Annotated in this window: 26 protein-coding genes, 1 tRNA gene and 1 pseudogene; 20 read left to right on the top strand and 8 right to left on the bottom strand. The window is 38.1% G+C overall.

Going from position 1 to position 25,908, the window contains the following annotated elements; genetic code table 11:
- Positions 1-468: 468 nt before the first annotated feature.
- Positions 469-1,845 carry a TIGR00341 family protein gene (locus CLW00_RS09130; RefSeq protein ID WP_106133365.1) on the bottom strand — a complete coding sequence of 459 codons (1,377 nt, stop codon included), beginning with the start codon at positions 1,843-1,845 and terminating at the stop codon, positions 469-471.
- A 530-nt stretch (positions 1,846-2,375) separates the two neighbouring features.
- On the opposite strand from CLW00_RS09130, the gene CLW00_RS09125 reads away from it, so the two are divergent.
- From CLW00_RS09125 to CLW00_RS09110, 4 genes are read left to right on the top strand one after another with little or no spacing between them, the layout of a single operon-like run.
- Positions 2,376-2,741: a response regulator gene (locus tag CLW00_RS09125; RefSeq protein ID WP_106133364.1), complete on the top strand. Its 366-nt coding sequence runs from the start codon at positions 2,376-2,378 to the stop codon at positions 2,739-2,741.
- 20 nt (positions 2,742-2,761) lie between these two features.
- Positions 2,762-3,559 carry an MlaE family ABC transporter permease gene (locus CLW00_RS09120; protein ID WP_106133363.1) on the top strand — a complete coding sequence of 266 codons (798 nt, stop codon included), beginning with the start codon at positions 2,762-2,764 and terminating at the stop codon, positions 3,557-3,559.
- Positions 3,552-4,313 (top strand): ABC transporter ATP-binding protein, encoded by a 762-nt coding sequence (locus tag CLW00_RS09115; RefSeq protein ID WP_106133362.1) that lies wholly within the window; start codon positions 3,552-3,554, stop codon positions 4,311-4,313. Before CLW00_RS09120 ends, CLW00_RS09115 begins: the two co-directional genes overlap by 8 nt.
- Positions 4,313-5,284, top strand: coding sequence for an MlaD family protein (locus CLW00_RS09110; RefSeq protein WP_106133361.1), 972 nt, complete (start codon positions 4,313-4,315; stop codon positions 5,282-5,284). Before CLW00_RS09115 ends, CLW00_RS09110 begins: the two co-directional genes overlap by 1 nt.
- A gap of 51 nt (positions 5,285-5,335) precedes the next feature.
- On the opposite strand, the gene CLW00_RS09105 is transcribed toward CLW00_RS09110, so the two are convergent.
- Positions 5,336-6,373, bottom strand: coding sequence for an endonuclease/exonuclease/phosphatase family protein (locus tag CLW00_RS09105; protein ID WP_106133360.1), 1,038 nt, complete (start codon positions 6,371-6,373; stop codon positions 5,336-5,338).
- Positions 6,374-6,506: 133 nt separating this feature from the next.
- Between CLW00_RS09105 and acnA the strand changes: the two genes are divergently transcribed.
- The 6 genes from acnA to CLW00_RS09075 all read left to right on the top strand — a co-directional run bounded on the left by acnA (position 6,507) and on the right by CLW00_RS09075 (position 14,176).
- Entirely contained in the window at positions 6,507-9,281 is a 2,775-nt protein-coding gene (gene acnA / locus CLW00_RS09100) for an aconitate hydratase AcnA (RefSeq protein ID WP_106133359.1), read from the top strand.
- A gap of 194 nt (positions 9,282-9,475) precedes the next feature.
- Entirely contained in the window at positions 9,476-9,883 is a 408-nt protein-coding gene (locus tag CLW00_RS09095; protein ID WP_106133358.1) for a DUF2116 family Zn-ribbon domain-containing protein, read from the top strand.
- 49 nt (positions 9,884-9,932) lie between these two features.
- Complete coding sequence (locus tag CLW00_RS09090; RefSeq protein WP_106133357.1) at positions 9,933-10,682, top strand: EcsC family protein; 750 nt, start codon at positions 9,933-9,935, stop codon at positions 10,680-10,682.
- A 563-nt stretch (positions 10,683-11,245) separates the two neighbouring features.
- Positions 11,246-13,420, top strand: coding sequence for a DUF5916 domain-containing protein (locus tag CLW00_RS09085; RefSeq protein ID WP_106133356.1), 2,175 nt, complete (start codon positions 11,246-11,248; stop codon positions 13,418-13,420).
- 32 nt (positions 13,421-13,452) lie between these two features.
- A complete protein-coding gene (locus CLW00_RS09080) occupies positions 13,453-13,686 on the top strand; it encodes a VF530 family protein (protein ID WP_106133355.1) in 234 nt (77 codons plus the stop codon).
- A gap of 271 nt (positions 13,687-13,957) precedes the next feature.
- Positions 13,958-14,176 (top strand): hypothetical protein, encoded by a 219-nt coding sequence (locus CLW00_RS09075; RefSeq protein WP_106133354.1) that lies wholly within the window; start codon positions 13,958-13,960, stop codon positions 14,174-14,176.
- Positions 14,177-14,259: 83 nt separating this feature from the next.
- Here CLW00_RS09075 and CLW00_RS09070 read toward each other — a convergent pair whose 3' ends face one another.
- Entirely contained in the window at positions 14,260-14,877 is a 618-nt protein-coding gene (locus tag CLW00_RS09070) for a hypothetical protein (protein WP_106133353.1), read from the bottom strand.
- Positions 14,878-15,107: 230 nt separating this feature from the next.
- Between CLW00_RS09070 and CLW00_RS09060 the strand changes: the two genes are divergently transcribed.
- Positions 15,108-15,368 (top strand): DUF2459 domain-containing protein, encoded by a 261-nt coding sequence (locus CLW00_RS09060; RefSeq protein ID WP_106133351.1) that lies wholly within the window; start codon positions 15,108-15,110, stop codon positions 15,366-15,368.
- Between the two features lie 305 nt (positions 15,369-15,673).
- Positions 15,674-15,758: transfer RNA gene (locus CLW00_RS09055), tRNA-Ser, on the top strand.
- Between the two features lie 212 nt (positions 15,759-15,970).
- Here the strand turns inward: CLW00_RS09055 and CLW00_RS09050 are convergent.
- Entirely contained in the window at positions 15,971-16,201 is a 231-nt protein-coding gene (locus tag CLW00_RS09050) for a type II toxin-antitoxin system Y4mF family antitoxin (RefSeq protein ID WP_106133350.1), read from the bottom strand.
- A 788-nt stretch (positions 16,202-16,989) separates the two neighbouring features.
- On the opposite strand from CLW00_RS09050, the gene CLW00_RS09045 reads away from it, so the two are divergent.
- From CLW00_RS09045 to CLW00_RS09030, 4 genes are all read left to right on the top strand, one after another.
- Complete coding sequence (locus CLW00_RS09045; RefSeq protein WP_106133349.1) at positions 16,990-17,349, top strand: hypothetical protein; 360 nt, start codon at positions 16,990-16,992, stop codon at positions 17,347-17,349.
- Between the two features lie 122 nt (positions 17,350-17,471).
- Positions 17,472-18,002 carry a hypothetical protein gene (locus tag CLW00_RS09040; protein ID WP_146131390.1) on the top strand — a complete coding sequence of 177 codons (531 nt, stop codon included), beginning with the start codon at positions 17,472-17,474 and terminating at the stop codon, positions 18,000-18,002.
- Positions 18,003-18,136: 134 nt separating this feature from the next.
- On the top strand, positions 18,137-18,880 hold the full coding sequence (locus tag CLW00_RS09035; RefSeq protein WP_106133347.1) for a TerC family protein: 744 nt from the start codon (positions 18,137-18,139) through the stop codon (positions 18,878-18,880).
- A gap of 217 nt (positions 18,881-19,097) precedes the next feature.
- On the top strand, positions 19,098-19,280 hold the full coding sequence (locus CLW00_RS09030; RefSeq protein WP_211300175.1) for a hypothetical protein: 183 nt from the start codon (positions 19,098-19,100) through the stop codon (positions 19,278-19,280).
- Positions 19,281-19,369: 89 nt separating this feature from the next.
- Here the strand turns inward: CLW00_RS09030 and CLW00_RS09025 are convergent, their stop codons facing one another.
- Positions 19,370-19,813 (bottom strand): hypothetical protein, encoded by a 444-nt coding sequence (locus tag CLW00_RS09025; protein WP_106133346.1) that lies wholly within the window; start codon positions 19,811-19,813, stop codon positions 19,370-19,372.
- A gap of 320 nt (positions 19,814-20,133) precedes the next feature.
- Positions 20,134-20,490, bottom strand: a complete 357-nt coding sequence (locus CLW00_RS09020; protein ID WP_170073197.1) for a LytTR family DNA-binding domain-containing protein — start codon at positions 20,488-20,490, stop codon at positions 20,134-20,136.
- Positions 20,491-20,552: 62 nt separating this feature from the next.
- Between CLW00_RS09020 and CLW00_RS09015 the strand changes: the two genes are divergently transcribed.
- The 3 genes and pseudogenes from CLW00_RS09015 (at position 20,553) to CLW00_RS09005 (ending at position 21,637) form a co-directional block, all read left to right on the top strand.
- A complete protein-coding gene (locus tag CLW00_RS09015; protein WP_106133344.1) occupies positions 20,553-20,942 on the top strand; it encodes a helix-turn-helix domain-containing protein in 390 nt (129 codons plus the stop codon).
- An 88-nt stretch (positions 20,943-21,030) separates the two neighbouring features.
- A pseudogene (locus CLW00_RS21845) lies at positions 21,031-21,093 on the top strand (STAS-like domain-containing protein); the annotation flags it as partial.
- 94 nt (positions 21,094-21,187) lie between these two features.
- Complete coding sequence (locus CLW00_RS09005; RefSeq protein WP_245917205.1) at positions 21,188-21,637, top strand: hypothetical protein; 450 nt, start codon at positions 21,188-21,190, stop codon at positions 21,635-21,637.
- A gap of 604 nt (positions 21,638-22,241) precedes the next feature.
- On the opposite strand, the gene CLW00_RS08995 is transcribed toward CLW00_RS09005, so the two are convergent.
- Both CLW00_RS08995 and CLW00_RS08990 read right to left on the bottom strand, forming a co-directional pair.
- Positions 22,242-23,462 carry a hypothetical protein gene (locus CLW00_RS08995; protein ID WP_106133342.1) on the bottom strand — a complete coding sequence of 407 codons (1,221 nt, stop codon included), beginning with the start codon at positions 23,460-23,462 and terminating at the stop codon, positions 22,242-22,244.
- Positions 23,463-23,912: 450 nt separating this feature from the next.
- A complete protein-coding gene (locus tag CLW00_RS08990) occupies positions 23,913-24,272 on the bottom strand; it encodes a hypothetical protein (protein ID WP_106133341.1) in 360 nt (119 codons plus the stop codon).
- Positions 24,273-24,728: 456 nt separating this feature from the next.
- Here CLW00_RS08990 and CLW00_RS08985 point away from each other — a divergent pair, with 456 nt between their 5' ends.
- A complete protein-coding gene (locus tag CLW00_RS08985) occupies positions 24,729-25,682 on the top strand; it encodes a CobW family GTP-binding protein (RefSeq protein WP_170073196.1) in 954 nt (317 codons plus the stop codon).
- The last annotated feature ends 226 nt before the right edge of the window (positions 25,683-25,908 follow it).

Genomic DNA, 25,908 nt, shown 5'->3' with positions numbered 1-25,908 from the left:
CCCTGGTCAGGTAGCGGGTACGTACTTCTATATTTTCAGAGGGACGGACAGGACAGGCAGGACACATGAGTTCAAAGGCTGGATCCAGGTGGTCAAGGAACAGGATTAAAGTGAAATGACGGATTGACCAATAATGGAAAGTAAAACTGCCGGGGGTGAAAACTCCCGGCAGTTTTTGTTTGGAATGTTTTAGGGATACATGATACCATTTTTTTGCCTTATAAAAATGACACCATACTCTTGGTCAAAATTGTATCCTTGATTATCGTACTAGGACACCCTTGTTAAAAACCGAGTTTTTCCCAATCTCTGTTCTTCTGACAGGATTATAGGTTTTCTGACAATATTGTTGATAGGAAAAATTAGATTTTAAGCTTACACTGAGGGAAACTAAACTGTATAATAGAAGGTCTTTAATAAGCTTTTGAATTCCTATCTTTAGCCTTGAATATGATGCCATCTCCCAGTCTAATCCACTATCAAAGTAAGAGAGTCAGATTTGGTTCTTAGCTTTAGCCATTCTTCAAATTTAATCAGTTCCTGTCTGTTTGGGAGCCGGCCAAACTTTGCATAAGCCATCAGGATGGTGTCTTGTCTATTTTCTGTGAGATTAGCGATGACAGCCCTATTCATAGAGAAATTTTCCAAGCTAGTGTGGTTTACCCTAGCCTCTTTTGCTATATCCATGACTTGCTTGTTGCTTTGTCCATATTCTTCCAGTTCTCTTTCAAGCAAAGCAATTCGCCTATCCTTATCCTGGATCTGAAGTTCGTTTCTTTCATACAAGTCCTTGAGGATATCAGACCTGAGGATGTTAAGGTCTGTTCCAGAGTCACCACTTTGTTTAATATTAAGATATGTCTTTTGTAAATTGAAAGCCTCTAATTTCCTCTGTAAAATGCCTATTTCCGCATCGGATACCCTTTCTCCAATCAAGCTGATATCAATGACTGCAGAATCTGAATCATAATTCAAATTGGAGGACAAGACCTGAGTATTCGGAAATTCTAGTTCGGTTGTGATAAATTGGTTTGCGGATTTTTCCCAGATGGTCCTTTTTACAATATTGTAAGCAAGATAGACACTAGGAACAATGGTTAGAATTGTGAAAACGGTGATGTAGGTTTTTACTGTTTTTTCCCGCTTACGATCCATAAATTCCTTTTGGGGGAATTTCATAAACCTTACAATAATATAAGTCGAAAGGCTGATGAAAACTGAATTGATGAAAAAGAGATAAAAAGCACCAAGGAAATAGTAAAGATTTCCAGTAGCCAAGCCATAGCCAGCAGTACATAAAGGAGGCATCAAAGCCGTGGCAATAGCCACACCTGGAATTGCGTTGCTTTTCTCTTTTCGTGATCCAGCAACTATTCCGGCAAGGCCTCCAAACAATGCAATCAAGACATCCCAAATGGTAGGTTCCGTCCTGGCTAATAGTTCGGATTGGGCATCATCGAGCGGAGTAAAAGAGAAATAGATTGTGCTAGTCAAGATTGATATCAAAACAGCGATACCTAAGTTTTTTAATGATTTTTGCAACAGCTCAAAGTCATTGATTCCTGCTGCTAACCCTATCCCCATGATAGGTCCCATGAGTGGAGAAATCAACATGGCGCCGATAATGACAGCGGTGGAATTCACATTCAAACCAACCGAAGCTACAAAAATTGCGAAGATCAAAATCCAAAGATTTGCACCTTTGAACTCGACATTTTTTTTGATGTAGTCGATGGTTTCAAGTTCATCTTCTTTACCTTCATGCAAGTCAAACCTGTCCTTGAAGAAGAGTAGAGTTTGTAAAATTCTTCTTCTAATGTCTAAAGCTTTTTTGTTTGCTTCCATATATTCTGATGCTTCGAATTAAGTGGCAATCTAATTAAATCCTTAATATTAGAAATGGTAAAAATTACTTTTAGTGTGGACTTTTTTATAATTCCATTGTGGAATCTGTGATCCAAATTGAGGTCAATAGGCTATGCCAAAAGCCTAAATCTTTTCGCGATTTGATTGACATCGTATTGCTATTGATGGGTAATTAAAGCGATAATTGCTTTTTAATTATCAAATTTTTTCCTTAAATAAGTATAATATTGGTAGCGATAAAATGCTTAATTTAATTTGAGTTTACTATTGTTAAATAGTTGATTTAAAGATTTATATAGATGTTTTAGTCGGGGCTTATATAGGGGTGACTAAATAAATTAGATAAGACTAAAAAATGAAATCAAGTAAGATTTATCCTCTGTCCCTATCAATTGTTTTTATATTTGTATCAGATCAAAAATTCAAGCTTGCATGAAATTTGAATGTTTATGATCTAATGTTGGTAAATTTTCGTTTTTAAAATTCGATTTGGTTCAAACAACTAGCTTATGATTAATAGAATTATTTTCGTAGATGATGATACCATACAGCATATGATTAACAAGAAAAACCTGATGAGGTTGAAGCCGGAGTTGGAGCTTTTCTTTTTTGAAAATCCATATAAAGCTTTGGAATGGTTGGAATCAAATCAAGCGGATATGCTGATATTGGATGTAAATATGCCAGAGATGAGAGGTTGGGATTTTTTGGATTTGATGAATGCCAAAGGAATAAAGATGGAGGTAAAAATGTTAACCTCTTCGATGGATCCTGAGGATATTCAGACAAGTATGAATTATGACATGGTTTCAGGTTTTCTGATCAAACCTTTGAAAAATGAAATCATGGCGGAAATACTAGAAATTGAAAACTAATTGTATTTGAAAAGTTTTATATGTCTTTAACAAGTAATGATAACAAACCTGTAATCAGCAAAAAAATAGACCGGTTTTTCATAGGTCTTGCCAGTGCATTTACCTTTGTCAAACGTTTTTTTCAGGAGGTTTTTAAACCTCCTTTTGAGTTCAGGGAAATCATGCGGCAATGTTATGAAATAGGGTACAGGTCACTTCCATTAATATCTCTTACAGGTTTTATTGTAGGGATAGTATTTACAAACCAATCCAGACCATCTCTCTCGGAATTTGGTGCTACAAGTTGGCTTCCTGCCTTGATATCCATAGCGGTTGTTAGGGCAATGGGGCCATTGGTGACAGCATTGATTGCAGCGGGAAAGGTTGGATCTGGAATAGGTGCTGAAATAGCATCCATGAAGGTGACAGAGCAGATAGATGCAATGGAAGTTTCGGCAATCAATCCATTCAAGTTTTTGGTCGTCACACGTACGGTAGCCACCACTTTGATGATACCTGTGTTGGTGATGTATACTGATTTTGTGGCTTTGATAGGGTCCTTTCTTAGTGTAAATTCAAAAGAACTGGTCAGCTTGTCCACATTCTTTGTGCAGGTATTTGAGGCCATATCCTTTTTAGATGTGTTTTCATCCATCATCAAGTCACTGGTCTTTGGATTTACGATCGGAATAGTAGGTTGCTATAAAGGCTATAACTCATCTAAAGGAACAGAGGGAGTAGGAAAAGCTGCCAATGCATCTGTTGTAATGGCGATGTTTTTAATCTTCATAGAGGAATTGTTAGGTCTTCAAATCGTAAACGCCATTCGAAATGCTTAAAGAAGAAAGAGAATTGGTGGTAAAAATGAGAGGCCTGAAAAAGTCTTTCGACGAGAATCATGTACTGACGGGTGTGGACCTGGACTTGTATAAAGGTGAAAATCTTGTGGTCTTGGGAAAGTCCGGAAGTGGAAAGTCTGTCTTGATTAAGATAATGGTGGGGCTTTTACAGCAAGATGAGGGAACTATCGAAATTCTAGGGAAAAATACAGCAGGACTTTCGCTGAAAGAATTGAATAAACTCAGGTTAAAAGTTGGTTTTTCATTCCAACATTCAGCTTTATATGATAGTATGACAGTCAAGGAAAACCTTGTGTTTCCTTTGACCCGAAATGTAAAAGGTCTTACCAGGAAAGAAATTGACAAAAAAGTAGATGAGTTGTTAGATGCGGTTGGATTACCTCAGTCGGTCAATCAAATGCCTTCCGAATTGTCTGGTGGTCAGAAAAAGAGAATCGGTGTGGCACGTACCTTGATTTTGAATCCCGAAATCATGTTGTACGATGAGCCTACAGCCGGACTTGATCCCATCACTTGCGTAGAGATCAACAACCTTATTGTACAGGTCAAAGAGCAATTCAACACTTCATCTATTGTTATTACACACGATTTGACCTGCGCAAAAACTACAGGGGACAGAATGGCCGTATTATTGGATGGGCAATTTAAAGCTGTGGGTCCGTTTGACGAGGTTTTTACCAATGCGATTGACCAAAGAGTGAAATCATTTTACGACTATAACTTCATTAAGTAATGAGAAACGATAATAAAAAATCAGTCATTGTAGGCATATTCGTACTGATAGGAATAGCCATTTTGGTTGCCGGAATTATGACTATGGGCGGGCAACAGAAAAAATTTGTTAAAAGTATATCTTTAAATGCTGTCTTTGATGACGTGGCAGGATTGCAGGTTGGTAACAATGTGTGGTTCTCCGGTGTGAAAATCGGTACCGTAAGAAGGGTTAATTTTTATGGAGATTCTCAAGTAGAAATCATCATGAATGTAGAAGAAAAAGTAAGGGAGTTTATCCGTAAAGACTCTAAAGCTACCATAGGTTCCGATGGTCTGATAGGTAACAAAATTATCGTGATCTATGGCGGAACCACTCAAGCCCCATCTGTTGAAAATGGTGATAGGTTACAAGCCGAGATGCCTTTGGATACTGACAGGATGATGGAAACACTTCAGGAGAACAACCTTAACCTTGTCACCATTACTGAAAACCTTAAAGTTTTAACTTCTAAAATAGCTGAAGGACAGGGTATAGTCGGGACAGTAATGACAGATAGCCTTTTGGGAGAAAACTTCAAAAATACGCTTAAGAATCTTGAAATAGCCTCTGTCAATAGCAACAAGATGATTGCTGAGATGAATAAGTTTGCACAAAACCTGAATCAGGAAGGCAATCTATTCAACGACCTTGCTAAAGACAAAGAACTTTACAAGACCCTTCAAGAATCTGTCAATGAACTTCAGGCCACAGCCACGAACGCCAATAAGATGACAAGTGACCTGTCCAAGGTTACCGAAAAACTCAATGAACAGGATAATACTTTGGGCATGATGCTCAATGATCCGGAATTCGCAGATAGATTGAAGCAAACCTTAATTTATGCGGACAGCTCAGCAATGAATCTTAACAAAGGTTTGGAAGCACTTGAGTACACTTGGCCCTTCAGAAGAGGGTTTAAAAGAATGGAAAGAGCCAATGAAGACAATTGATTTGCATCACATTCGATAAACAAAAAAACCGGTTAATTCCGGTTTTTTTGTTTATGCTTTTTTGATCTTTTCCTTAGCTTCCAATTTATCACTTAGCGTAGCCTTCAAGCCTTCATTTTTATTGACTGGATTGAGGGTGAAATGTCCGCTGATGGGGAAATGATCTGATCCGATGTTAGGGTGTAATCTCAAGCTTTTCAATGTGAAGTGTTTGCTCACAAAAATATGATCCAATGGCCAGCGCATAAAGAAATACTTTGCGTGGAAGGTGCTGAACATACCTCTTCCCCTTCGCGGGTCAAGCATACCACTGACCTTCAGGAATAATTCGCTAGTATGAGACCAACCGACATCATTCAAATCACCAAGGACAAGCACAGGCTTATGCAACTTCTTTACTTTTTTACCCACCATTAGGATCTCTGCATCTCTTTCAGTACTCTTTGTGTTTTCGCTCGGTACAGGTGGTGTTGGGTGCAAGGCGTATATCGTCATCTCACCTAGCTTAGGATCATCCAATGTCACTTCTATTGAAGGAACATCCTCTTCGATCAAGTAGCGTACATACTCTTCAGAGATTTTTATTTTTGAATAAAAGAGCATGCCATAGGTGTTGTCTTTTGGGATTTCGATAAAAAAGGGATAGCCCTTTTTGAAATCTGTCATCTGATCTGCCCATTCCTGATCTGTTTCTACCAAAAGGAATAAATCCGGTTTTTCCTTTTTAAGTAAGTCGATGACTTTTTGATATTGCTGATTCTCTTGATAGACATTGATGACCATTACAGAAAAGTTATATCCAGTATCCCCGGTGCTGTCTTTTATCATTTTCTTGGCAAAAGGAGTGAAAGGAAAAACTTGGTAGGCAAGAAAAAGTACACTTATAATCAAGCCACTAAAGGCCGCGATATGAAGTGGGTTATTTTCAACCCCAAAGACCAACCACAGAATCAAAATCATAAGGGAAAGAGTGATTTTTTGAAATCTTGGATAATCAAACACACGGAAGGTCCAATAATCTTTTTTGATGACCGGGATAAAGGTGGCCAAAATCAAAATTGCGCTTAAAATTAAAAGTACTGTTTTCATAGTTCGAGTTTCCCTGATTTCAAAAAAAATGCTTTTCAAAACCGTAATGGGCAGAATTTAAGTAAATTGAGAATTAATCTGCTGGAATTCCAGTTAATAATACAAATCATCTTTTTAATAAAAACCAATTCTTATGAAAATTCATCCACATGACACCAAACAACAATTAGATTCAAGTGCCGGAAAACTTACCTACTGGAGTTTGAATGCTCTTCAGGATGCCGGTTATGATATTGAATCCCTTCCTTTTTCAATTCGGATATTGCTGGAAAATGCCCTGAGGAATTTTGACGATTTTGGTATTACCAAAGAACATATAGAAACCTTGGCTACATGGTCACCTGAGCCTTCGGATAAAGATATTCCGTTCAAACCAGCTAGGGTATTGATGCAGGATTTCACAGGCGTTCCTGCAGTAGTTGATATCGCATCGCTAAGGGCAGAGGCAGTTAGAAAGGGCAAAAATCCAGATAAGATCAACCCTTTGATTCCCGTAGATTTAGTTATTGACCATTCAGTTCAGGTTGACTTTTTTGGAACCAATTATTCTTTTCAAAAAAATGTAGAAGTTGAATACGAAAGAAACGGCGAACGTTATCAGTTTTTGAAATGGGCACAGAAAGCATTTGATAACTTTTCTGTGGTACCTCCCGGGATGGGGATCTGTCATCAGGTAAACTTAGAATATTTGGCTCAAGGAGTAATTTCCCGAGATGGGAATGTTTTTCCGGACACTTTGGTAGGTACCGATTCACATACTCCCATGGTAAATGGAATAGGTGTAGTGGCTTGGGGAGTCGGCGGGATTGAAGCTGAAGCTGCGATTTTGGGTCAACCAATTTATTTTATAATGCCTGAAGTGGTAGGCTTGAAACTCACAGGGAAACTTTCCTTGGGTATTACTGCTACTGATATGGTGTTGACGATCACGGAGCTGTTGAGAAAACATGGTGTCGTCGGTAAATTTGTAGAGGTTTTTGGTTCAGGTCTTGATAATCTTTCAGTACCGGATAGAGCTACCATTTCTAACATGTCACCTGAATTTGGTTGTACGGTTACTTATTTTCCTATCGATGACAGAACTTTGGATTATATGGGTAAAACCAACAGAAGTGCAGAACAGATTGATCTGGTGAAAAGGTACTGTCAGTCAAACCTCCTTTGGAGAGAAAATGAAGACAAAATCAAATACAGTTCACTTTTGGAGCTAGACCTTAGCAGTGTAGAGCCAACTGTATCAGGTCCTAAAAGACCCCAAGACAAGATTTTGCTTAAGGAATTTAAGAGCAAGTTTGGTGAATTGTTAGAGAAAGTACATGGGAGAGAATATATTCCAATTGACAAAAGAGATGTAGGTCGTTGGCATGGAGAAGGAGGAAGCCAACCTGGAGAAAACAGGGGTGGCAACCCTGATGGAGTTGAGTATGAGACAAAAGTGAAAAATGGTCTTAAAACAGTTGTGGTGAAGCTACACAATGAGAAGTTTGCCCTTCATGATGGTTCTATCGTCATTGCTGCAATCACTTCCTGTACCAATACCTCCAATCCATCAGTAATGTTGGGTGCGGGCTTGGTGGCCAAAAAAGCAAGACAGAGAGGTTTGGATGTCAAGCCATGGGTAAAAACATCCCTTGCTCCCGGCTCTAAAGTGGTAACCGACTATCTCGAGAAATCGGGTCTTCTGGATGATCTTGAAGCATTACGCTTTCATGTTGTAGGATATGGCTGTACCTCATGCATAGGTAACTCAGGCCCCCTTCCTAGACATATAGCGAGTGCTGTAGAGGACAATGACCTGGTGGTAAGTTCTGTTCTTTCGGGAAATAGAAACTTCGAAGCTCGGGTTCATCCTCAAGTAAAGATGAATTACCTCATGTCTCCAATGCTTGTAGTGGCATATGCATTGGCTGGGAGGGTAGATATAGATTTGCTCAACGAGCCAATCGGACATGATCCTAATTTGGAACCGGTTTATCTGAAAGATATTTGGCCTTCAAATGATGAAATCAGTGATGTGATGAGTCAGGTGCTAACTCCAAAAGATTATGCCAACAGTTATGGAGAGATTTTCGAAGGAAACGAGATGTGGAAGAAACTGGAAGCTCCGAAAGACAAGATTTATCAATGGTCATCAGAAAGTACCTATATCAAAGAAGCACCTTTCTTTGAGGGGATTTCTGAGGAAGTAGCAGAACCTAAGGATATCAATGCAGGCAGAGTACTCCTGAAGTTAGGTGACTCTATCACCACAGATCATATTTCTCCGGCCGGATCATTTGCTGAATCCAGTCCTGCAGGTCAGTATTTGGTTGGAAGAGGAGTGGAGCGGAAGGATTTCAACTCTTATGGATCAAGAAGGGGAAATGATGAGGTAATGGTCAGAGGTACCTTTGCCAATGTAAGGATCAAAAATCAACTGGCAGAAAGAGAAGGAGGTTATACAGTTCATATTCCTAGCGGTGAAGAAATGAGCGTCTTTGAAGCTTCCGAAAAATATAGACAAGGAAGCACACCCTTGTTGGTATTGGCGGGTAAAGAATATGGAAGTGGCTCTTCAAGAGATTGGGCGGCCAAGGGTACTAATCTATTAGGAATCAAAGCGGTGATCGCTGAGAGTTATGAAAGGATTCACAGGAGCAATCTAGTGGGAATGGGTGTCTTGCCCTTACAGTATAAAGCGGGGGAAACGGCTGAAAGTCTTGGATTAAGCGGGAAAGAAGCATTTACCATCACTGGGATTTCAAATGGACTTTCACCATTGAAGCAACTTCACGTCGTGGCAGACAGAGAAGATGGTACCACCCTAGAGTTTAAGGTGCTATGCAGGCTTGATTCAGCTATTGAAGTGGAATATTACAAAAATGGAGGTATCCTGCATTATGTGCTTAGAGATTTCTTGAAAAAATAGGCATCAGAACGCTTGATAAATAAAAAGGCCGGGTTTTTTTCCGGTCTTTTTTTATTTAATCTATATTGATATTTCACTTTTTAATAGGCTTTAAAAAATTCTCCATATTGAGTATTGCGCTTAAGTTGACAATTTGTTATCTTACCTTAAGTTTTCATTATCAGGGTTTTCTTCAAATTTTTGATTTTACTTTTATGGAAGTACAAAGAAGACATTGCCTTTATTGTGGATCAGTAATTCATGGAAGGTCTGACAAAAAATTTTGTAATGACAATTGCAGGAGCAGTCATAACAATCAGAACAAGGAAGAAGATGGTAACCAAGTCAAAACAATCAATTTTATATTGAGGTCAAACAGGAAGATTTTGATGCTTGTCTTGAAGGATGGAGTAGAGACAGTAAAAGTACCTAAGGAGCGCCTGTCCCAACTTGGATTCAATTTTAAGTACCATACCCATCATTTTCCCCATTCTCCATCCAAAAATTTCTGGTTTTGTTTTGATTATGGATTTCTTGATTTTTGGGATGGATGGGTATTGGTGGTAAGAGATATGGGAGAAAGCTATCTTCAAAACTTAAACTCGAAAGTGAAGGGGCTTTGATATCTAATCGTCCTGTAATGCGTATACCCATTTGTTATATTTTATAAAAATGGAAACCGACACTTATTTAAAGGATGACATGTACGAGGAGTTGGCCTTTACAGAAATGTCCGCATGGCTTGCAAAAAATCATCAACGACCTTCCTTAATCAACCTAATTACAAAGGGTACCCAAAAAACCATAAATCAGATCATTCCGGAGAAGGTACATCAAGCCATCACGTTTGCTATTGAAAATATGATAAAGGGAGTTCTTTTTGGAACAAAATATATTACTCCTAAACCTCTGGAAGGCATTTCCCTGCAGTCTAGGGAATTGAAAGTCAGAAAAATCATCAAGTTTTATAAAAACACAGCTTCCGCTGAAGGAGCTATTACAGGGGCAGGAGGGATTTTAATGGGGATTGCAGATTTCCCTGCGTTTTTGACCATTAAGATGAAAATGCTCTTTGAGATATCTGCAGCTTATGGCAAAGATGTTAAAAATTTCAGAGAAAGACTCTTTATGTTATATGTTTTCAAACTCGCTTTTTCCAGTCAGGAATCCCGCAATGATACCATAAAAATTATTGAAGACTGGGATCAGGAAATTGTAAACATCCCCCAATCTGTAGAGGACTTTGATTGGCGGGCTTTTCAGTTGGAATACAGGGATTATATGGATTTGGCTAAGTTGGCCCAATTGATCCCCATCATCGGTGCAGGAGTGGGTGCAGTAGCCAATTATCAATTGAGTGGGAAGTTAGGAGATACTGCTTTGCAAAGTTATCGCGTCAGGCATTTTAGATGGGATTTATAAAGCTGACAATTGCATAATGATACCCGAAATTTTGTAATGAAAGCTAAGTAGTTTATTTGAATACTAATTCATACTAGAGTCTGTCTGATACCTGCCGACCTTAGGCAGTTTTTACTAAAACGATCAATGAGATTGTTGCCAGAGAAGTCTAAAGGCATAAAAAGAGGGAAGCGATGCTAGCAACACTTCCCTCTAAAAAAACCGTGACTAAAAAATGGAATAAGATGTAATAAAGATAAGCAAAGCCCAAAAACCTTGAAATACCCTGTAGAGGGTATTTTTTTAGGTTTTCGAATCAAAAAATTCAATTTTTAAAGAGAATAATTCTTTTTTTATTTTCAACCGCATTTTCCCAATCTAATCAGTGAAAAAAAACATTAAAACACGGACTAATCAGGTATTCCCATCCGACCTGAAAAAGAGCGTCTGATTCAAAAAGGAGAAACAAGATTCAGCCCTTATATTTTCCATCCTTACCAACATGGTGACTTTTGCAAAAAAATCAATCAAGTAAAAAACATACTTTATACTTTTGATTTCAATTAAAACCCACCATAGCCATTATGAAAAAAGCCATTTTATTGGTTTTTACACTCGTCACCTTTATTGCCTCAGTAAGTGCCCAGCGAAAGATCAATTCTGATTATAGGTTACACATCAAAGAAATCTCAGATCCCGTTATTATCGATGGCATAATTGACGAAAAGACTTGGGCAGACGCTGAAATTGCCACCGATTTTTTTATGATCATCCCCATGGACACATCCTATTCTAATGTTCGCACGGATGTCAGAATGGCCTACGATGACAAACATTTATATCTTCTGGTTGAAAATTTCCATGCCGTCGATGGACCATACATGGTTGAGTCGCTGCGCAGGGATTTTTCTTTCGGGAAAAACGACAACTTCTTATTGTTTTTAGATCCCTTCGATGATCAGTTGAATGGGTTCTCATTTGGTGCCAATGCTGCAGGTGCGCAGTGGGATGGTATCATGTTTAATGGAGGGCAGATTGACTTGAGTTGGGACAATAAGTGGGTTTCAAAAGTCCAAAATTACGATGATAAATGGGTGTTTGAGGCTGCCATTCCTTTTAAATCAATTCGCTACAAAGACGGCATCACAGAGTGGGGTATCAACTTTAGCCGGATGGATTTGAAAACTACCGAAAAATCAGGTTGGGCTCCTGTTCCTCGTCAGTTCCCATCGGCCTCTTTAGCCTACACAGGAGTTTTGGTATGGGACAATCCACCACCTTCACCTGGTCCAAATGTATCAGTGATACCTTATGCCTTAGGAGGAATGAACAGGAATATCCAAGAAGGTCAGTCCGCTGATTACAGAAACTCCTTTGGAATGGATGCCAAAATCGGATTAAGTTCTTCACTAAACCTGGACTTGACTGTCAATCCCGATTTTTCTCAGGTAGAAGTAGACAGACAAGTCACCAACTTGGAGCGCTTTGAATTGTTCTTTCCTGAAAGAAGACAATTCTTTCTCGAAAACGGTGACATTTTCGGGAATTTCGGGTATGAAACAGTCCGCCCATTCTTTTCCCGAAGGGTAGGCTTGGATGCTCCGATCATTGGAGGGGCAAGGCTGAGTGGTAGGGTCAATAAAGACTGGAGGGTAGGGGCGATGAGTATGCAGACTGCCGCAGTGCCCGAAAATAACCTTGGAGGTCAGAATTATTCGGTTATTTCACTGCAAAGGAGGGTTTTTTCCAGATCAAATATAGGAGCCATCATTGTGAACAGGCAATCAGCAGCATTTGACCCCGGTCTTGGTGAGGACAGGAGATTCAGTGAATACAACCGGAACTTAGGATTGGAGTTTAATTATGCTTCTTCGAATAACCTTTGGACAGGAAAAGCATTTGTATTGAATTCCTTTAGCCCCATTCAGGGTCGAGGTGTTGCTTATGCTTCCAACCTTCGATATGCTTCGGGAAACCTGACTTGGAACTGGAGGCATGAATATGTGTCCGAGAACTACACAGCAGAGGTGGGGTTTGTGCCCCGAACAGGATTTTACAAAGCCAGTCCTAGTGTTGGCTACCTCTTTTTCCCAAAGAGTAAACATATTCTAAGTCATGGGCCTGAATTGAATGTCAACCTTTTTTACAATACCAATTGGCAACTCACCGATAATGAGTCTTTCATGGTCTACCGGGTACGTTTTAGGAGTCAGAGTAATCTATTTGTATGGGGAGCGTATGACTATATTCAATTACAAAGACCATTTGATCCTACCAATTTTTCCGGACAGCAATTAGAAGCGGGAACGGATCATCAATGGTACTCCTTGGGTGGAGAATTCACCTCTAAACCTCAGAGTATATTCACTTATGCAGTATCAGGAAGGGTGGGAGGTTATTTTGCAGACGGTGACAGGTACAACGTGGCCGGAGAGATGGGGTACAGGTTTCAGCCTTACTTCAGCCTTACGATGAGCGCCAACTACAATGAGATTCACTTGCCGGAACCTTGGTCAGTGACTTCTTTTTGGTTGGTGGGACCTAGGATGGATTTGACCTTGACCAATAAGTTTTTCATCACCACCTTTGTGCAATACAATGAACAAATTGAGAATATCAATCTCAATGCCCGCTTGCAGTGGCGATTTGCACCCGCTTCAGATATCTTCCTGGTAGTGACTGACAATTACCTGCCTGCCCCATTTTATGCCAAAGATCGTTCAGTGGCATTGAAATTCACCTATTGGTGGAATTTGTAAGGGAGAATGCGAAGGATTGATTAGCTTTGAGTATGGAAAATCATCAAGAAAAACAGCCTAACAATCCCCTACATGGAGTGCGTCTGATTGATATTTTGGAGCATTTGGTAAACAAATATGGATGGGAAGAACTTGGCGAAAGGATCAGTATCCGTTGCTTTACCCATGAGCCTTCGATCAATTCTAGTTTGAAGTTTTTGCGTAAGACCGATTGGGCAAGAAAAAAAGTGGAGGAGCTCTACCTTAAGTCCTTGAAAAGGAGGTAAAGCAGAAAGTGATGAAAACCAATGTGTTAGGTTTTATTTTTTTTCTGAAAATAGTTTAAAAAATCAAAATGCTTGAAATGAAGTACCATTTACAGTTTTTAAAATTCAAAATGCATTTTTTTTAACTCGCTCATTTTCAGCAGTTCTTATAGGTTGATTTCAAGTAATAAATAATTTTTTTATTGATTTTTTTGTATCATCTTAGCCCTTGGAAATAAAAGATTGAGTCTATGTCTTTTACGGACGATCACCCAATAAAATTTAATCCACTATGAAAAACACAACAAAATTGATCTTTGCCAACATGTTTGCATTGGTAGCGGTCATTACGATTTTCTCAATTAGCAAAGCGCTTGGTATTGAAATGGGATTAGGTTCCCAAGCATTGGTTCCAGCAATTTTATTGTTGGCAGTTCCTCAAATGGGATTTATTTACCTATACTTCAAGTCCCTGACAGAAGAGAAAAAGGCATTGGCCTCTCTTAAGTAGTATTTAATCACCCTGATTACATAATGAAAAAACCCGTTTCAGCCTCCGCTGCAGACGGGTTTTGTTGTTTACACCTTTCAACTTCAATCTTTTATTTTGATAGATTTACTGGGGAACAATTCCGGCAGACCACTTTTGTACTGCACTATATCAAAGCCGTTGCTGGTCGGAACAATAGCTTGAGAAGGGGCTAGGCTTTGAATACCATTTTGGGTGGGGTGCACCATTAAGGTGCCAAAAGGATCGGACTTAATGGTTTTGCTCGGACTGATATCAGGGATACCATTTGATGTTTCGAATACGTCAAATCCTCCATAGTGATTTGGTTTGATCACTTGCGCAGGAGTAATTTCAGGTATGCCATTATTGGTATTAAACACCTGTTTGACACCATTCTGTGGATTTGTTTTGATAACCTGAGAAGGGAATATTTCCTGAATACCATAATTGTTGTGGCTATAGACATTCTGCGTGTTAGGAGCTACATTCTTGATGGTTTGATTTGGGAAAATCGAAGTGATACCATTTTGGGTATTAAAAGTCTGGACAGTTTGGGCAGAAAGCAAGCCAAAAATCACAGAAAAGCACAAGGTTAATACTTGGGTTTTCACCTGGTTTCTAATTGATTTTTTATGGTCAGATGGAATCTCACATATTGAAATCATTGTGCGGAGGAAAGCTATCATACTATTCGATTTCATGGCGATGATCGTTTGGTTGTACTATAATATAAGTAAAAAACAGGAGAAGGTTTTGTTTTTATGGGGATATTAGAAGAAAATGTGTAATCTTGAAATTCTACAAATAGACAAATGCCCCAGAAAACCCCATTGACAGGCTTTTTGTTTTTTGATCTTGGTTTGGTGATGTAAGGCGAATTATAAATCATGAATTGAACCTCAAAAACCGTGTTATGTAAGGATAAACTACCATGGGAAAATTTGCATGCTATTTTTGGACAATGTTCTTTCTTGGTTTTGCTGTCCCTGTAAATGCTCAGAAAGTGACCAAAGACAAACATGTTATTTATGTGAGCAGTATCAGCTGGCATACTGGCATTGTCATTTCAGCTTCCAGTTTACCGGGTAGTATATGGAGAGAAGGAGACGGATTTAGCGATGTTCCGTACCTGGAAATCGGCTTAGGTGAGGCAGATTTTTATCCCGATCCTAAATTCAATCTTTGTTATTGAACAAGGCTGAGGATTTTGGAGAGCTTGTTGTGGATAAAACTCTATAAATTGGTCCAAGGTGGAGTACGAGAAAGTTTCGGAGCTCGTGAGGATTTGAAATTAAAAATTCAGGAAATCAAGTATTTAAAGAATTCTGGAGATTTTTTGAGGTAAGTAGGTTTGCAAAATCAAAGTTAAAGACTACATTTGCAATCCGTAAAGCGAACGAGTTTTACGCAAATAATAAAGAAGTGGCAAAGTGGTCTCCCAATATCTATCGGGGGCGGTGGTCATGAAAAGAAGTCAAATTAAATACAAGTAGACCTAGAGGAGTGGCAGAGTGGTCGAATGCGGCGGTCTTGAAAACCGTTGTACCGCAAGGTACCGGGGGTTCGAATCCCTCCTCCTCTGCAACTAAATAGCCTAGCGAAAGCTAGGCTATTTTCGTTTCTAGTTGCAGGGAGCGGCGCTGTATGCTGGTCTTCAGCTAAAAATTTCCACTGGACATTTTTTTTCACGCTTCGTTCTCTCCTCCTCTGCATAATTGAAGCTTAACGCAACGTGTTGGACTTTTTTTATTTAAGTTCCTCTGCAATCCGGAGCATACTCCTGCCAGAATATCTTTATAGTAAATCTCCGCTTGTCTCATCGTTCAAAGTTTTACTGTTTACCGGGGCCAGCTCGTGACCAAACATCTTGAGTACCAGGTTGACCTTATCCAAGTTGAGATTGGTCTTTCCTTGTTCTATCTTTCTGATCACTGTCAAGGCTACTCCAGAACGTTCTGCAAACTCCTCCTGGGTCATTCCTGTTTCCTTTCTTCGTTCCTTTACAAAGGCTGCAAGTTTTTTCATTATATGTAGTTAGATATAATTTAGAACAAATATATACGATTATATGTGAAAGAGTATAATTTATGCCATATAATTATTTTTATATGCTTTTAGATATAAAAATATGAGATGTTGAAAGAGTTGAACGAGGGTAATATTTACACTTGAACTCAGAAGGAGGCTAAAAATTGAAGAAAATTACCATCGTTTCATCTTCCCAATAGATTCCTGGTGATAGAAGTGGTAGAAGATTATATCTTGTATATCTGTCCGTTTCTAGAAAGCAGAGGAGACCCCTTTTTCAGTCATTGAGGGAAAGTTGCTTGAATTGTATTAGCCTCAAGAACACCCATTCAAAGCAGTGGTCGGATCTGAAGTGAATCATCAAATGAAGAATAACTAAGCCCGACACTTAGAGTTTATCATTGTCCTTTTTTTCCAATAGAAAACCCAAATACACTGATAGGAACAAATGCACAAAAAGTAAAACCCACAGCTTCACACAAACTTTCACACCCTTTTTTTCAACTCTTTCACTAATGTTTTAATATTTAGTCTTTTGGGAATTTTTAGGCTAAGTTAAATACTTTCAAAGTCACAGGGAATAGCACTTATAAAGCTTAAGAATTCAAAGGGAAACATAACTTATATTCTACTGTTTTTCATTTGTTAAATCTATAATAAAGCATGAACGCCAGTATCAATTAATTTTAGTTAGGACAGGGTGAAACTTTATTTTCAAAGGACTATATTTTTGATAAATCTTGGTATTAGTTTTGTCATTATAAGAATGAGTTCTTCACCGTAAAATGGCATTACTTTTAAGACAATTGTTTGGGTTTTCCATGGGGCTATATTTTATAGTCCTTGCATTGATTTTTCCCATCATTCACCAACCAATAGATTTTTCAGGTGCTGAAAGTAAAAATACCATTTCCGCTGTTTCTTTTTGGGAAAATTTTGATGTCGATAATGCAGTTATCAGTGCAGACCTGACATCAGCACCTTCCCAGAAAGAGTATTCAGGTGAAAACCCCTACTTTGATACTTATATTGCACATGCTTACTGCTTGGCATCATTTATCAAATGCCGGATAGAAATTACCGCGCGTGTCTTTGTGGCTTTTGGCATCAAGGAACTCAAATTTCCAAGTCATTATTTTTGGTAGAATATGAATCCCTCTTTCTGTGAGGGTGATTTTTAAAGTCAGAAACACGTATTCTGACTGCCTTTCAATTTCCAAATTCTAACCTGACAGCCAGTTATGGCTGTCCAATGACTTCTAGTATCATGTTTGAAATAGATATTCCATCCATACTGATTGCCGCTGCAGCAATTTTGGCATTTATTGCCCCCTTTTATATCCAATATTTGAGGGTGAAAAAAACGAGGCTTAGAAAAGCCTTAACGCTGAATAAATTTCTTGAAGAAAACAGTCTTTGGATCAATGATTTTGATTTTTGGAGAGGCTTCTATTATATGGGTATAGACTCCTCACAGATGAAACTGGTTTACGCAACGGGTTCTGAGCAGTTCAGCAATGATATCATTGACCTGAAAGATATCAACTATGCGAAAATCAGAGAATCATCCAGGATCCTTGGGGAGAAAGAATCAAAGCGAAAGGTCATTGACCAGCTGACTTTGGAGCTCATAGATGCCTCAGGAAATGTCAGGCATATACTTGAGTTTTATGATGGAGAGAAGTACTCTGATCTTTTGGGCGAGACTGTCTTGGCTAAAAAATGGCAAGACCAAGTCAATTCAGTCTTAAAGAAAAGTAGAGGGAGCAACTCCAACCCTTTGCTGGCAGTAGCTTAAATTTTGTATCCTGTTCACACGAATGGATTTTTTGGAATCCAATACCGAAAAGGATACAGTTCTATAATTTGACAGGGGGATAGTTGATATCCCCTTGTTATAAAACTCCGTAACAAAATACAGTTTAGATTGTCATGGAAATTTTCCTGCTTACTGAAACCTGGGTGGCTTTGGCCACGCTTACATTTCTGGAGATCGTTCTAGGAGTGGACAACATTATCTTTATCTCTATCCTTTCCAATAAACTGCCGGAACACCAACAAGGTAAAGCCAGGGTTTTGGGGCTAAGCTTTGCCATGCTGTTTCGGATTGGGCTTTTATTGGGCATTTCCTATATCATCAGGCTCAATGAGCCTTTACTTTCTGTGATCGGCTTTGAATTAAGTGGCAAGGATCTGATTTTGGCTTTTGGCGGATTGTTTTTGCTGTTCAAATCCACGCTGGAAATTCACCACAAAATGGAGGGCAAACCAGAAGAGATCAAAGCCAATTCTGCCTCAAGTATGGCAAGGGTGATTTTTCAAATCATCCTGTTGGACATCATCTTTTCATTTGACAGTATTCTGACTGCGGTTGGTTTGGTAGACCAGGTTTTGATCATGATTGTAGCCGTAGTTCTGGCGATGATCGTGATGATGGTTTCTGCTGGTAAAATCAGCAAATTCATCAACCAAAATCCTACTTTACAAATACTTGCTTTGTCTTTTCTGATTCTGATCGGCTTTATGCTTTTGGTGGAAGGATTGCATGTTGAAGTTCCGAAAGGATACATTTACTTCGCAGTGTTCTTCTCTTTGAGTGTGGAATTGGTCAATATGAGAATTCGGAATAATCAGGGGAAAAAGGTAGAACTAAACCCAAGGATTACCCAAAAATAAGTTGTTCATAATTGGCAGCTTATCAATTCAGGCCAGGTATTTCAGTGTTGGGAATGGTTTTTTGAAAAGAAAAAAAGACAGGGTTGAGATTTTTGGAAATAGAAAAAATAATTTCAAAAATATTCGGCTTAAAACGCTAAACCTTAAAAAGTTAGCACACATATTGAAGTGTATTTTTTGTCCGGGAAGGACATTAAACCAATTGAAAATGAAAAAAATGCTTGTCTTAATGCTGGTTGCCGGAATGGCAGTATTGGCATCATGTGGAAACAAAACCGCAGAAGATACTCTGGTTGAACCGGAGCAAACTGAACAGGTTCCTTTACCTGAAGAGACTTCAGCAGAAGTAGATTCAGCAGAGGTAGAAGTTCAGCCAACGGAATTGGATTCTATCGATTAAAATGAGTGAAATTTCAGGCCTGCTGGGAAGCAGGCCTTTTTTTATTTTTTCAAAGTGTGAAAATAACAGACTTAGGTTTTTTTAAGATTTTAATAAAAATACTTTCTTGTCATTACCAAAGGCAGTCCAATCAAAATCAGGGCAAATAGATTGATGATGATGATATTGTGAATAGCCTTGTAGTACATGGAGATACTGCTGTCAATCAAAAACCAGGAGAGAAGAGCCAACCACATGGCCTGATAAGCCCATAACTCTTTTTTCTTGAAGCTATTTTCAGAAATCATCACCATCAGGATATGAAAGCCTACAATTGTTCCTCCAATAATTCCAAAAAGCCAATTTTTCAGAGCCATTGTCTCATGATTTAATGTCTGCCCATCAAAAAACACTTCAATAGTGTATTTATTGTGTAAATCAAAGACCCAGGAATTGCCTGCAAAAGCTACCAACAACCCTATTCCTATGGTCAGTACATTGGCATAAGTCAACCATTTTTGCCAAAAGTAAAAGCATTTGTCTTCCCTATTCATATATAGATTTCTTAAAGAATTCAAGGATAATAAAATTTTAAATCCTCATCACCTTAGATTCCATTTTTATTAATTATCAAAGTAGCTAATAATTGATATTTAGAAATTAAAAATATGAAATGTTAAGCAGGATTTTTCCTGATTGCTCATTCCTTGCTTTTCTTCTCGAATGGTCTACGGTGAATAAGGTTTGTGAAGCGATAGAAGAAAAGGCTCTATAAACAGTCAGGTAAACAAGAAAAAATGACCGAAAGTGAACCTTCCAATGAAGTGGCTAATATCAAAAAGATTGCCCGACGTTTTCCTAAACTCTGTTTACCTTAGCTCTCCACCCAATTTTTGAAAGCTGCTGTATTTGCCTGACTACTGATCAGTTTTTTGTCTGAACCTTTTACCTTTATGGCCAGACTGTTTTTGCCATAGCGCTCCATGCGAAGGATAGCAGCCTTGGAAACCAACTCAGCTCGGTTGATTCGAAAAAATAGCTCAGGATTGATCTCTGTTGCAATGTCTTTCAATGTGGTGAGGCCTAAAAGGTGACTTTTGCCTTCTATATCAATGGCTTTGACGACTCCTGTCTCCGCAAGAAAATAAGCAATGGATTCGACAGGAAGAAAATAGCTATCCTTTGCAGTTTGAATGATGATCCTGCTTTTGAATTTTGGTTTTCTTTTCAAAGTGAAGATCAGTATAATGAATACTTATTGAGTATTGAATAAGTATTGAAAATCCTCCATTCATGCATTGGAACAAACCCATCACCACAACCCAAGAATACGAAAAAGCTTTAAAGAGACTTTCTTCAATATTTAATGCCAATCCAGATAGTCCTGAAGGAATGGAGGCAGAACTATTGGTCACACTTATAGATAAATATGAAAAAGAGCACTATCCTATCGCTTTACCTGAGCCTATCACTGCTATCAAAGAAGCCATGGAAATGAAAGGGCTAAAAGATAAAGACTTGATTCCTGCTATTGGTAGTAAGACTACGGTTAGTCTTGTACTCAACCGTAAACGGGCTCTAACCATTGATATGATCAGAAATCTTCATGAACTCTTAAGATTGCCAGTAGAGGTTTTGATACAGCCTTATGAATTGAATGGTAGTCAGGAGTTGGTGAAATAATTTATAGGTTGATTAGAGTTGTACATATCGTCAAGGAGACCTTTACGAATCATACTGGAAATGATTTCTATCTTTACCTAAAGAAGTATTGAAACAGGGTGAATCTATTGAAGTTTCATTCAAGGAGGCTTCTGTACCTTCTTCTTCATTTTTAAATTCTTCTTTTGGTGCTCCAATTGAAAAGATTGGCTTGGAAAATATCCTTAATTTGAATTTTTTAAATCAGTCGAATAAATATGTCACGCATGTTTGCAATAACATTAATTATTTGTGGAGTTGTAGCCGTAGGTTCAGGAGTTTGGATGCTCGGAAAGGAGAGGTCTCCTTCACTGGATCAGAAAAGCATGGAAGATGCCATTGCTGCTGCATTGAAGGATGCAAATTTCTCTTCAAAAGAAGAAAGGCTTATTCGTGATACAGCCAATCATGAAGGCAAAAATCCTGAACCCATCATTAAAAAAATCAAAGAAGATTTTAAGGCTTCTGAGGAAGAACCGGAAACTGGGTTGATCGATGTAAATGCCAAAGCAGGATTGGATTTTGAAAAATTCATAGTCATTTTAGCAAGTCGCAAAAAGAATATATTCAATGAGTCCGATTGGCTCAAGGATTTGTTCAAAAGAACTCAGTCCCATAAGCAAAAAGATCTGTATCAACTTTTACCTTCAAACTTGGAAGAATACCGGCCTAAATGAAAATCCATGCCGTACAAGATGGAGTTGGTCGCATGGATACAAATCAATCGATAAGTGGTTGAGAAATGCACAGCATTCATGAACACCTTTAAAAAATAAACTCATTGTGAATAAACTGACTTCGCTACTGTATCTGGTTCCGAAAACTTTCGGGAGAAAAAGCCCGAGCGGAAACGTGAAAATGTGATAAGAATGGGAGTGGATCAAGATCATGGATATGCATGGAAGGGCCGAGCTTCAAGAAAATGTCCCAATGGAAATTTTTAGCGAAGGAGCCAGACTGTAGTGGAGGTAGGAAAGGAGGATGGGCAGTTGCCCAAAGTCCGATTCTGATCATGTATGTTAAATTGTTTTTTAACGGCAACATGGAATCTCGCATAATGAGTTTTTCCTAGGTGTAAGTTTAATTGTTTGCTCGATTTCCGATTACCTCAAATCGGAACCTAAAATCTGGGGAACAACTCCCGTTAAAAATTGGGAAGACCCATATGCCTATATCCTCGATAAATATTAGGTGCAGTGGTGTGAGAGGCGCATCGTGGATTTGTAGTTAACGGCCTTCTAATTATTAGTGGCTGGTTTTCTGTTTATGAAGGATTTGTATTCAGTAATTTACCTTATCATAACTGTCATTTGGGGGCAATAAAAGCAAGTCATAATTTAGTAATTCAAAAGTATATTGTTCATTTGTTTTTATTAAGTTTTTGATAAGCTGTTCTCTTAATGGTCTTAAATCAACAACCGTCCACTCATCCTTTTTGCCAAGTTGTAAAAACATCCCTACAGACTCCCAACCCGACTTCCCGATTAAACTTTTCCCATTTCGATAAGCAACCATTTGGCGAATAGATAGAAAACCTGTCCCATTATCCTCAGCTTTTTTTGTAAGGAATTTACCCAAATCGTCAACTCCAAACGGAGATATTCCTCTTGTTAAATGTACACTTCCGAATTTAAAAAATACTTTGGGCTTTGATTCTTCTTGGGTGTTGTAGAAATATTCGAAATTCTGTTTCATATAATTCGCTCTCTGTTGATTACTTCCCACGCCTGTTGCCGACTTACAATGGATATCCCAACTTTCTCTAAGGTCAGCGACAATTTTTTCTGTCTCAGGAATTCCTCCTAAAGCGTCCAAACAATCATTAATGAGTTGGTTGGATTGATACCAACAAGCTAAAAACTCGCCGTTAACTTTTTTCCTAAACCCATATTTCTTTATCATTTTTTTTGCTTCGTCATAACAAGCTTTTTGTTGACTATTCGGTTTAGTTTGAAGGGCTAAGAGCCTATCCAAAAGCATTTCAGGGGCATAAACGAATTCTTGGTCTAACCCCCATATATTGTAATCCAAATCGAATGCTTTTTGTATAAAAAGAGCGTCATATTTTTTGTTGATAAAAATGATAGGGGGTTTATTCCTTTTTCCATAGTACCTGTTTAATGACCTAATGTCATTTTTAATACTGCTGGAATTTGCAAATTCATTGAGGATTTTAGCTGAGTTAGGCCCCACTTCCAATGCAAAATTGTTAAAGCCTTTTTCATTTAACACACTCAAAATAGCTGTAGTAAATACACTTTTCTGAACAGATTTATGTATTTCTGCTAAACCTACAAATTGATTGTCACTTATATAAGAAATCCATTTTTCTTTAGCATTTTGACTAAGACTATTTTCTTTATCAATGGTAAAACGAAAGGCATATTCCTCCATCATTTCAGAGGTTAGTTCAACTTGGGCAAAAAGCTGACTACTTAGGAGTATGGATATTACAAAAAATGTTTTTATAAACAGGTTACCTACATTTTTGATTGATTTCATTTTCAATTAGTTTCTTTTAAGTATTCCACTGAAAGCAGATTGTGAAAAAAGTCTCTCCTAACTTTTAGTTCAACTCTTTTTGAAATATAAACTAAAAGTCAAATATTTCAATCTGTCTCGAACCCAAGCCATTCTACATCAATATCAAGAATCAGATGATCAGCGAAATATTTTTTCTGGCACCTATGTTATTGATAAATAAATGTCAGGATATTATTCTTTATTTGAAGACTCTGTACTGGCGCCAAACTGGATAACAAAGACCTTTAGAAAAGAAATTGAATGATAGTTCCTTACTGTGAGATCACTTCCGAGTAACCTCTGTTGCCGCCAACCCTTTTCAATTCACTTTTACAAACTTTATCAAAAAAAGCCTGTATCGATGAGATACGGGCTCTTTTGCGTTTTGGTGTCAAAATCACCAAAATTTGCAAGAATTGATAAAATTAATTACTTGATCCGTTTTCCCATTACAGGGAATTGATCAACCAAATAACCCGAGACAGCATCATCCCCATCAGGTTTTACGGTCATGTACAGGTCATATCCCTCAGCAAAGAAATATAGTGTGATTCCATTATCCTGTTCACTTACAGTGGTACTGGTTTCTTGGTCGGATCCCACTTGCTTGAATTTGGCTTTCATTTTCCCATCTTCTTTTTCAATCGTCAGATGGACATTCACTGTTCCCTGAGGTGTGTCCTGTACAGTTACCTCCCAGGTGCCGATAAGCTTGTCATTGTCCATGGCCATAACTCCTGAGAAAAGAAAAAGGAATAAGATAGCTGTTAAGAAATAGAGTTTTTTCATCTTGTTTTAGTTTATCTACTCAAATAAGTTCTTTTTTTATTAAAAAAAAAGTCAGTGACATCGTTATAAACTATTTACTTTAAGCACTTCCTGATAATTATTTTACTCTAATCCCTATCCGCATAAACTTGATAGTATTTTGTGGAGCATCCATTACGGCCACTGTTTTTAAAGTGTTTAATCCTGATGTTGGATTCATGAGCCTTACATTCAAATAATGACTCCAAATGACTGATTCTATATACTCCCTCTCCGTTTATTCAAATAGAGGCAATTCTACAAAAGGATCTTTTTTTTCTTGATATCTCCAAATAATCGTCATCAACAATGCTAAGGTCAGCAAATAACACTTTTTCATAAACTAATTTTGATTTATTGGCAAAAGTGAAGGGTGAACATATTAATGCAACAATGTTGCAAATAGTATTTAAATCTTCTAGATTGCTAAAAAAAACGATGCAGAAAAGAATAACTACCTATATTCTTACTGGATTTTTAGGTGCTGGGAAAACCACGCTTCTAAATTACCTGTTGGAATTAAAAAAAGATGCGTTAAACTATGTGATTGAGAATGAGTTTGGAAAAGTATCAGTGGATGGGAATTTAGTCACTAAAAACTATCAAGAACTTTTTGAATTGAACAATGGATGTATATGCTGTTCACTGGATGGGGAATTGGTTGCCGTATTGGAACAGATGATCCAAGCGAAAAACTTGCCTAACAACTTATTTATTGAGGCCTCGGGGGTAGCCGATGCAGGCCAACTGGCATCTATATTTAAAAGAGAAGATGTGATGAAGTATTTTGACCTTCAACAAATAATATGTTTGGTCGATGCGGAAAACTTTGAAGATCGTGTCAAAGAAGTACCAGAAATGTACAGGCAAATCATTTCTTCTGATATCATATTGATCAATAAGAGTGATTTGGTTCAGAAAAGCTACATCTCTAATATTTCCTCACAAATTGGAAGGATTAATCCTTTTGCTAAATTATCAAATACGGTTTTTGGTGAAATTGAATCTTCCTTATTGGAAGACAAACACCTACCTTCAAAAATCAGTGATCAAATTGGGGAATATCCTTTAATAGAGGATGGGCATCGTATGAAAAGTATAGCTATTGAAGTTCCTGGTGAATTTGATAGGACCCAACTTTATGTCACGCTCTCTATGTCCATTTTTCTACATTATCATCAAATTTATAGGATCAAAGGATTCGTAAGGTTAACCGGAGAAGAAAATCCTGTTTTGGTACAATCCACAGGGAATAAACTTACAATCAATCCCTTACCTGAAGGGGAGAAAAGTCCGGAATTGATAATGGTTTTTATTGGTAGAGATATAGACCGTAAAGGACTGCAAAGACTGATTCACAAAGCTTTTTTAAAGCAGCCTATACCGAATTGATATGATTTTATTTCCCCCGACTTGGTTTCTTTTTTCATTCAAAAAAGAAAGGAAGGTTTGTCCACTCCATTTATCCTAGTCATGATCATGCTGCATTATTTGCCCCGACTTCAAAAACCTCTACCCACCTCCCTTTGGGCAGAAAAGTTAATAGGCAGAAAGCCTGCCGATTTTCCATAATTTGTGGAAAGGGAGAAAGCTGTTTGGCTAAATTAGAAGTGGGAAA

Source organism: Mongoliibacter ruber, from assembly GCF_003003005.1.
Taxonomy (GTDB): Bacteria; Bacteroidota; Bacteroidia; order Cytophagales; family Cyclobacteriaceae; genus Mongoliibacter; species Mongoliibacter ruber.
The sequence above is the reverse complement of the archived record's forward strand: the minus strand, read 5'-3'. Positions and strand labels throughout refer to the sequence as shown.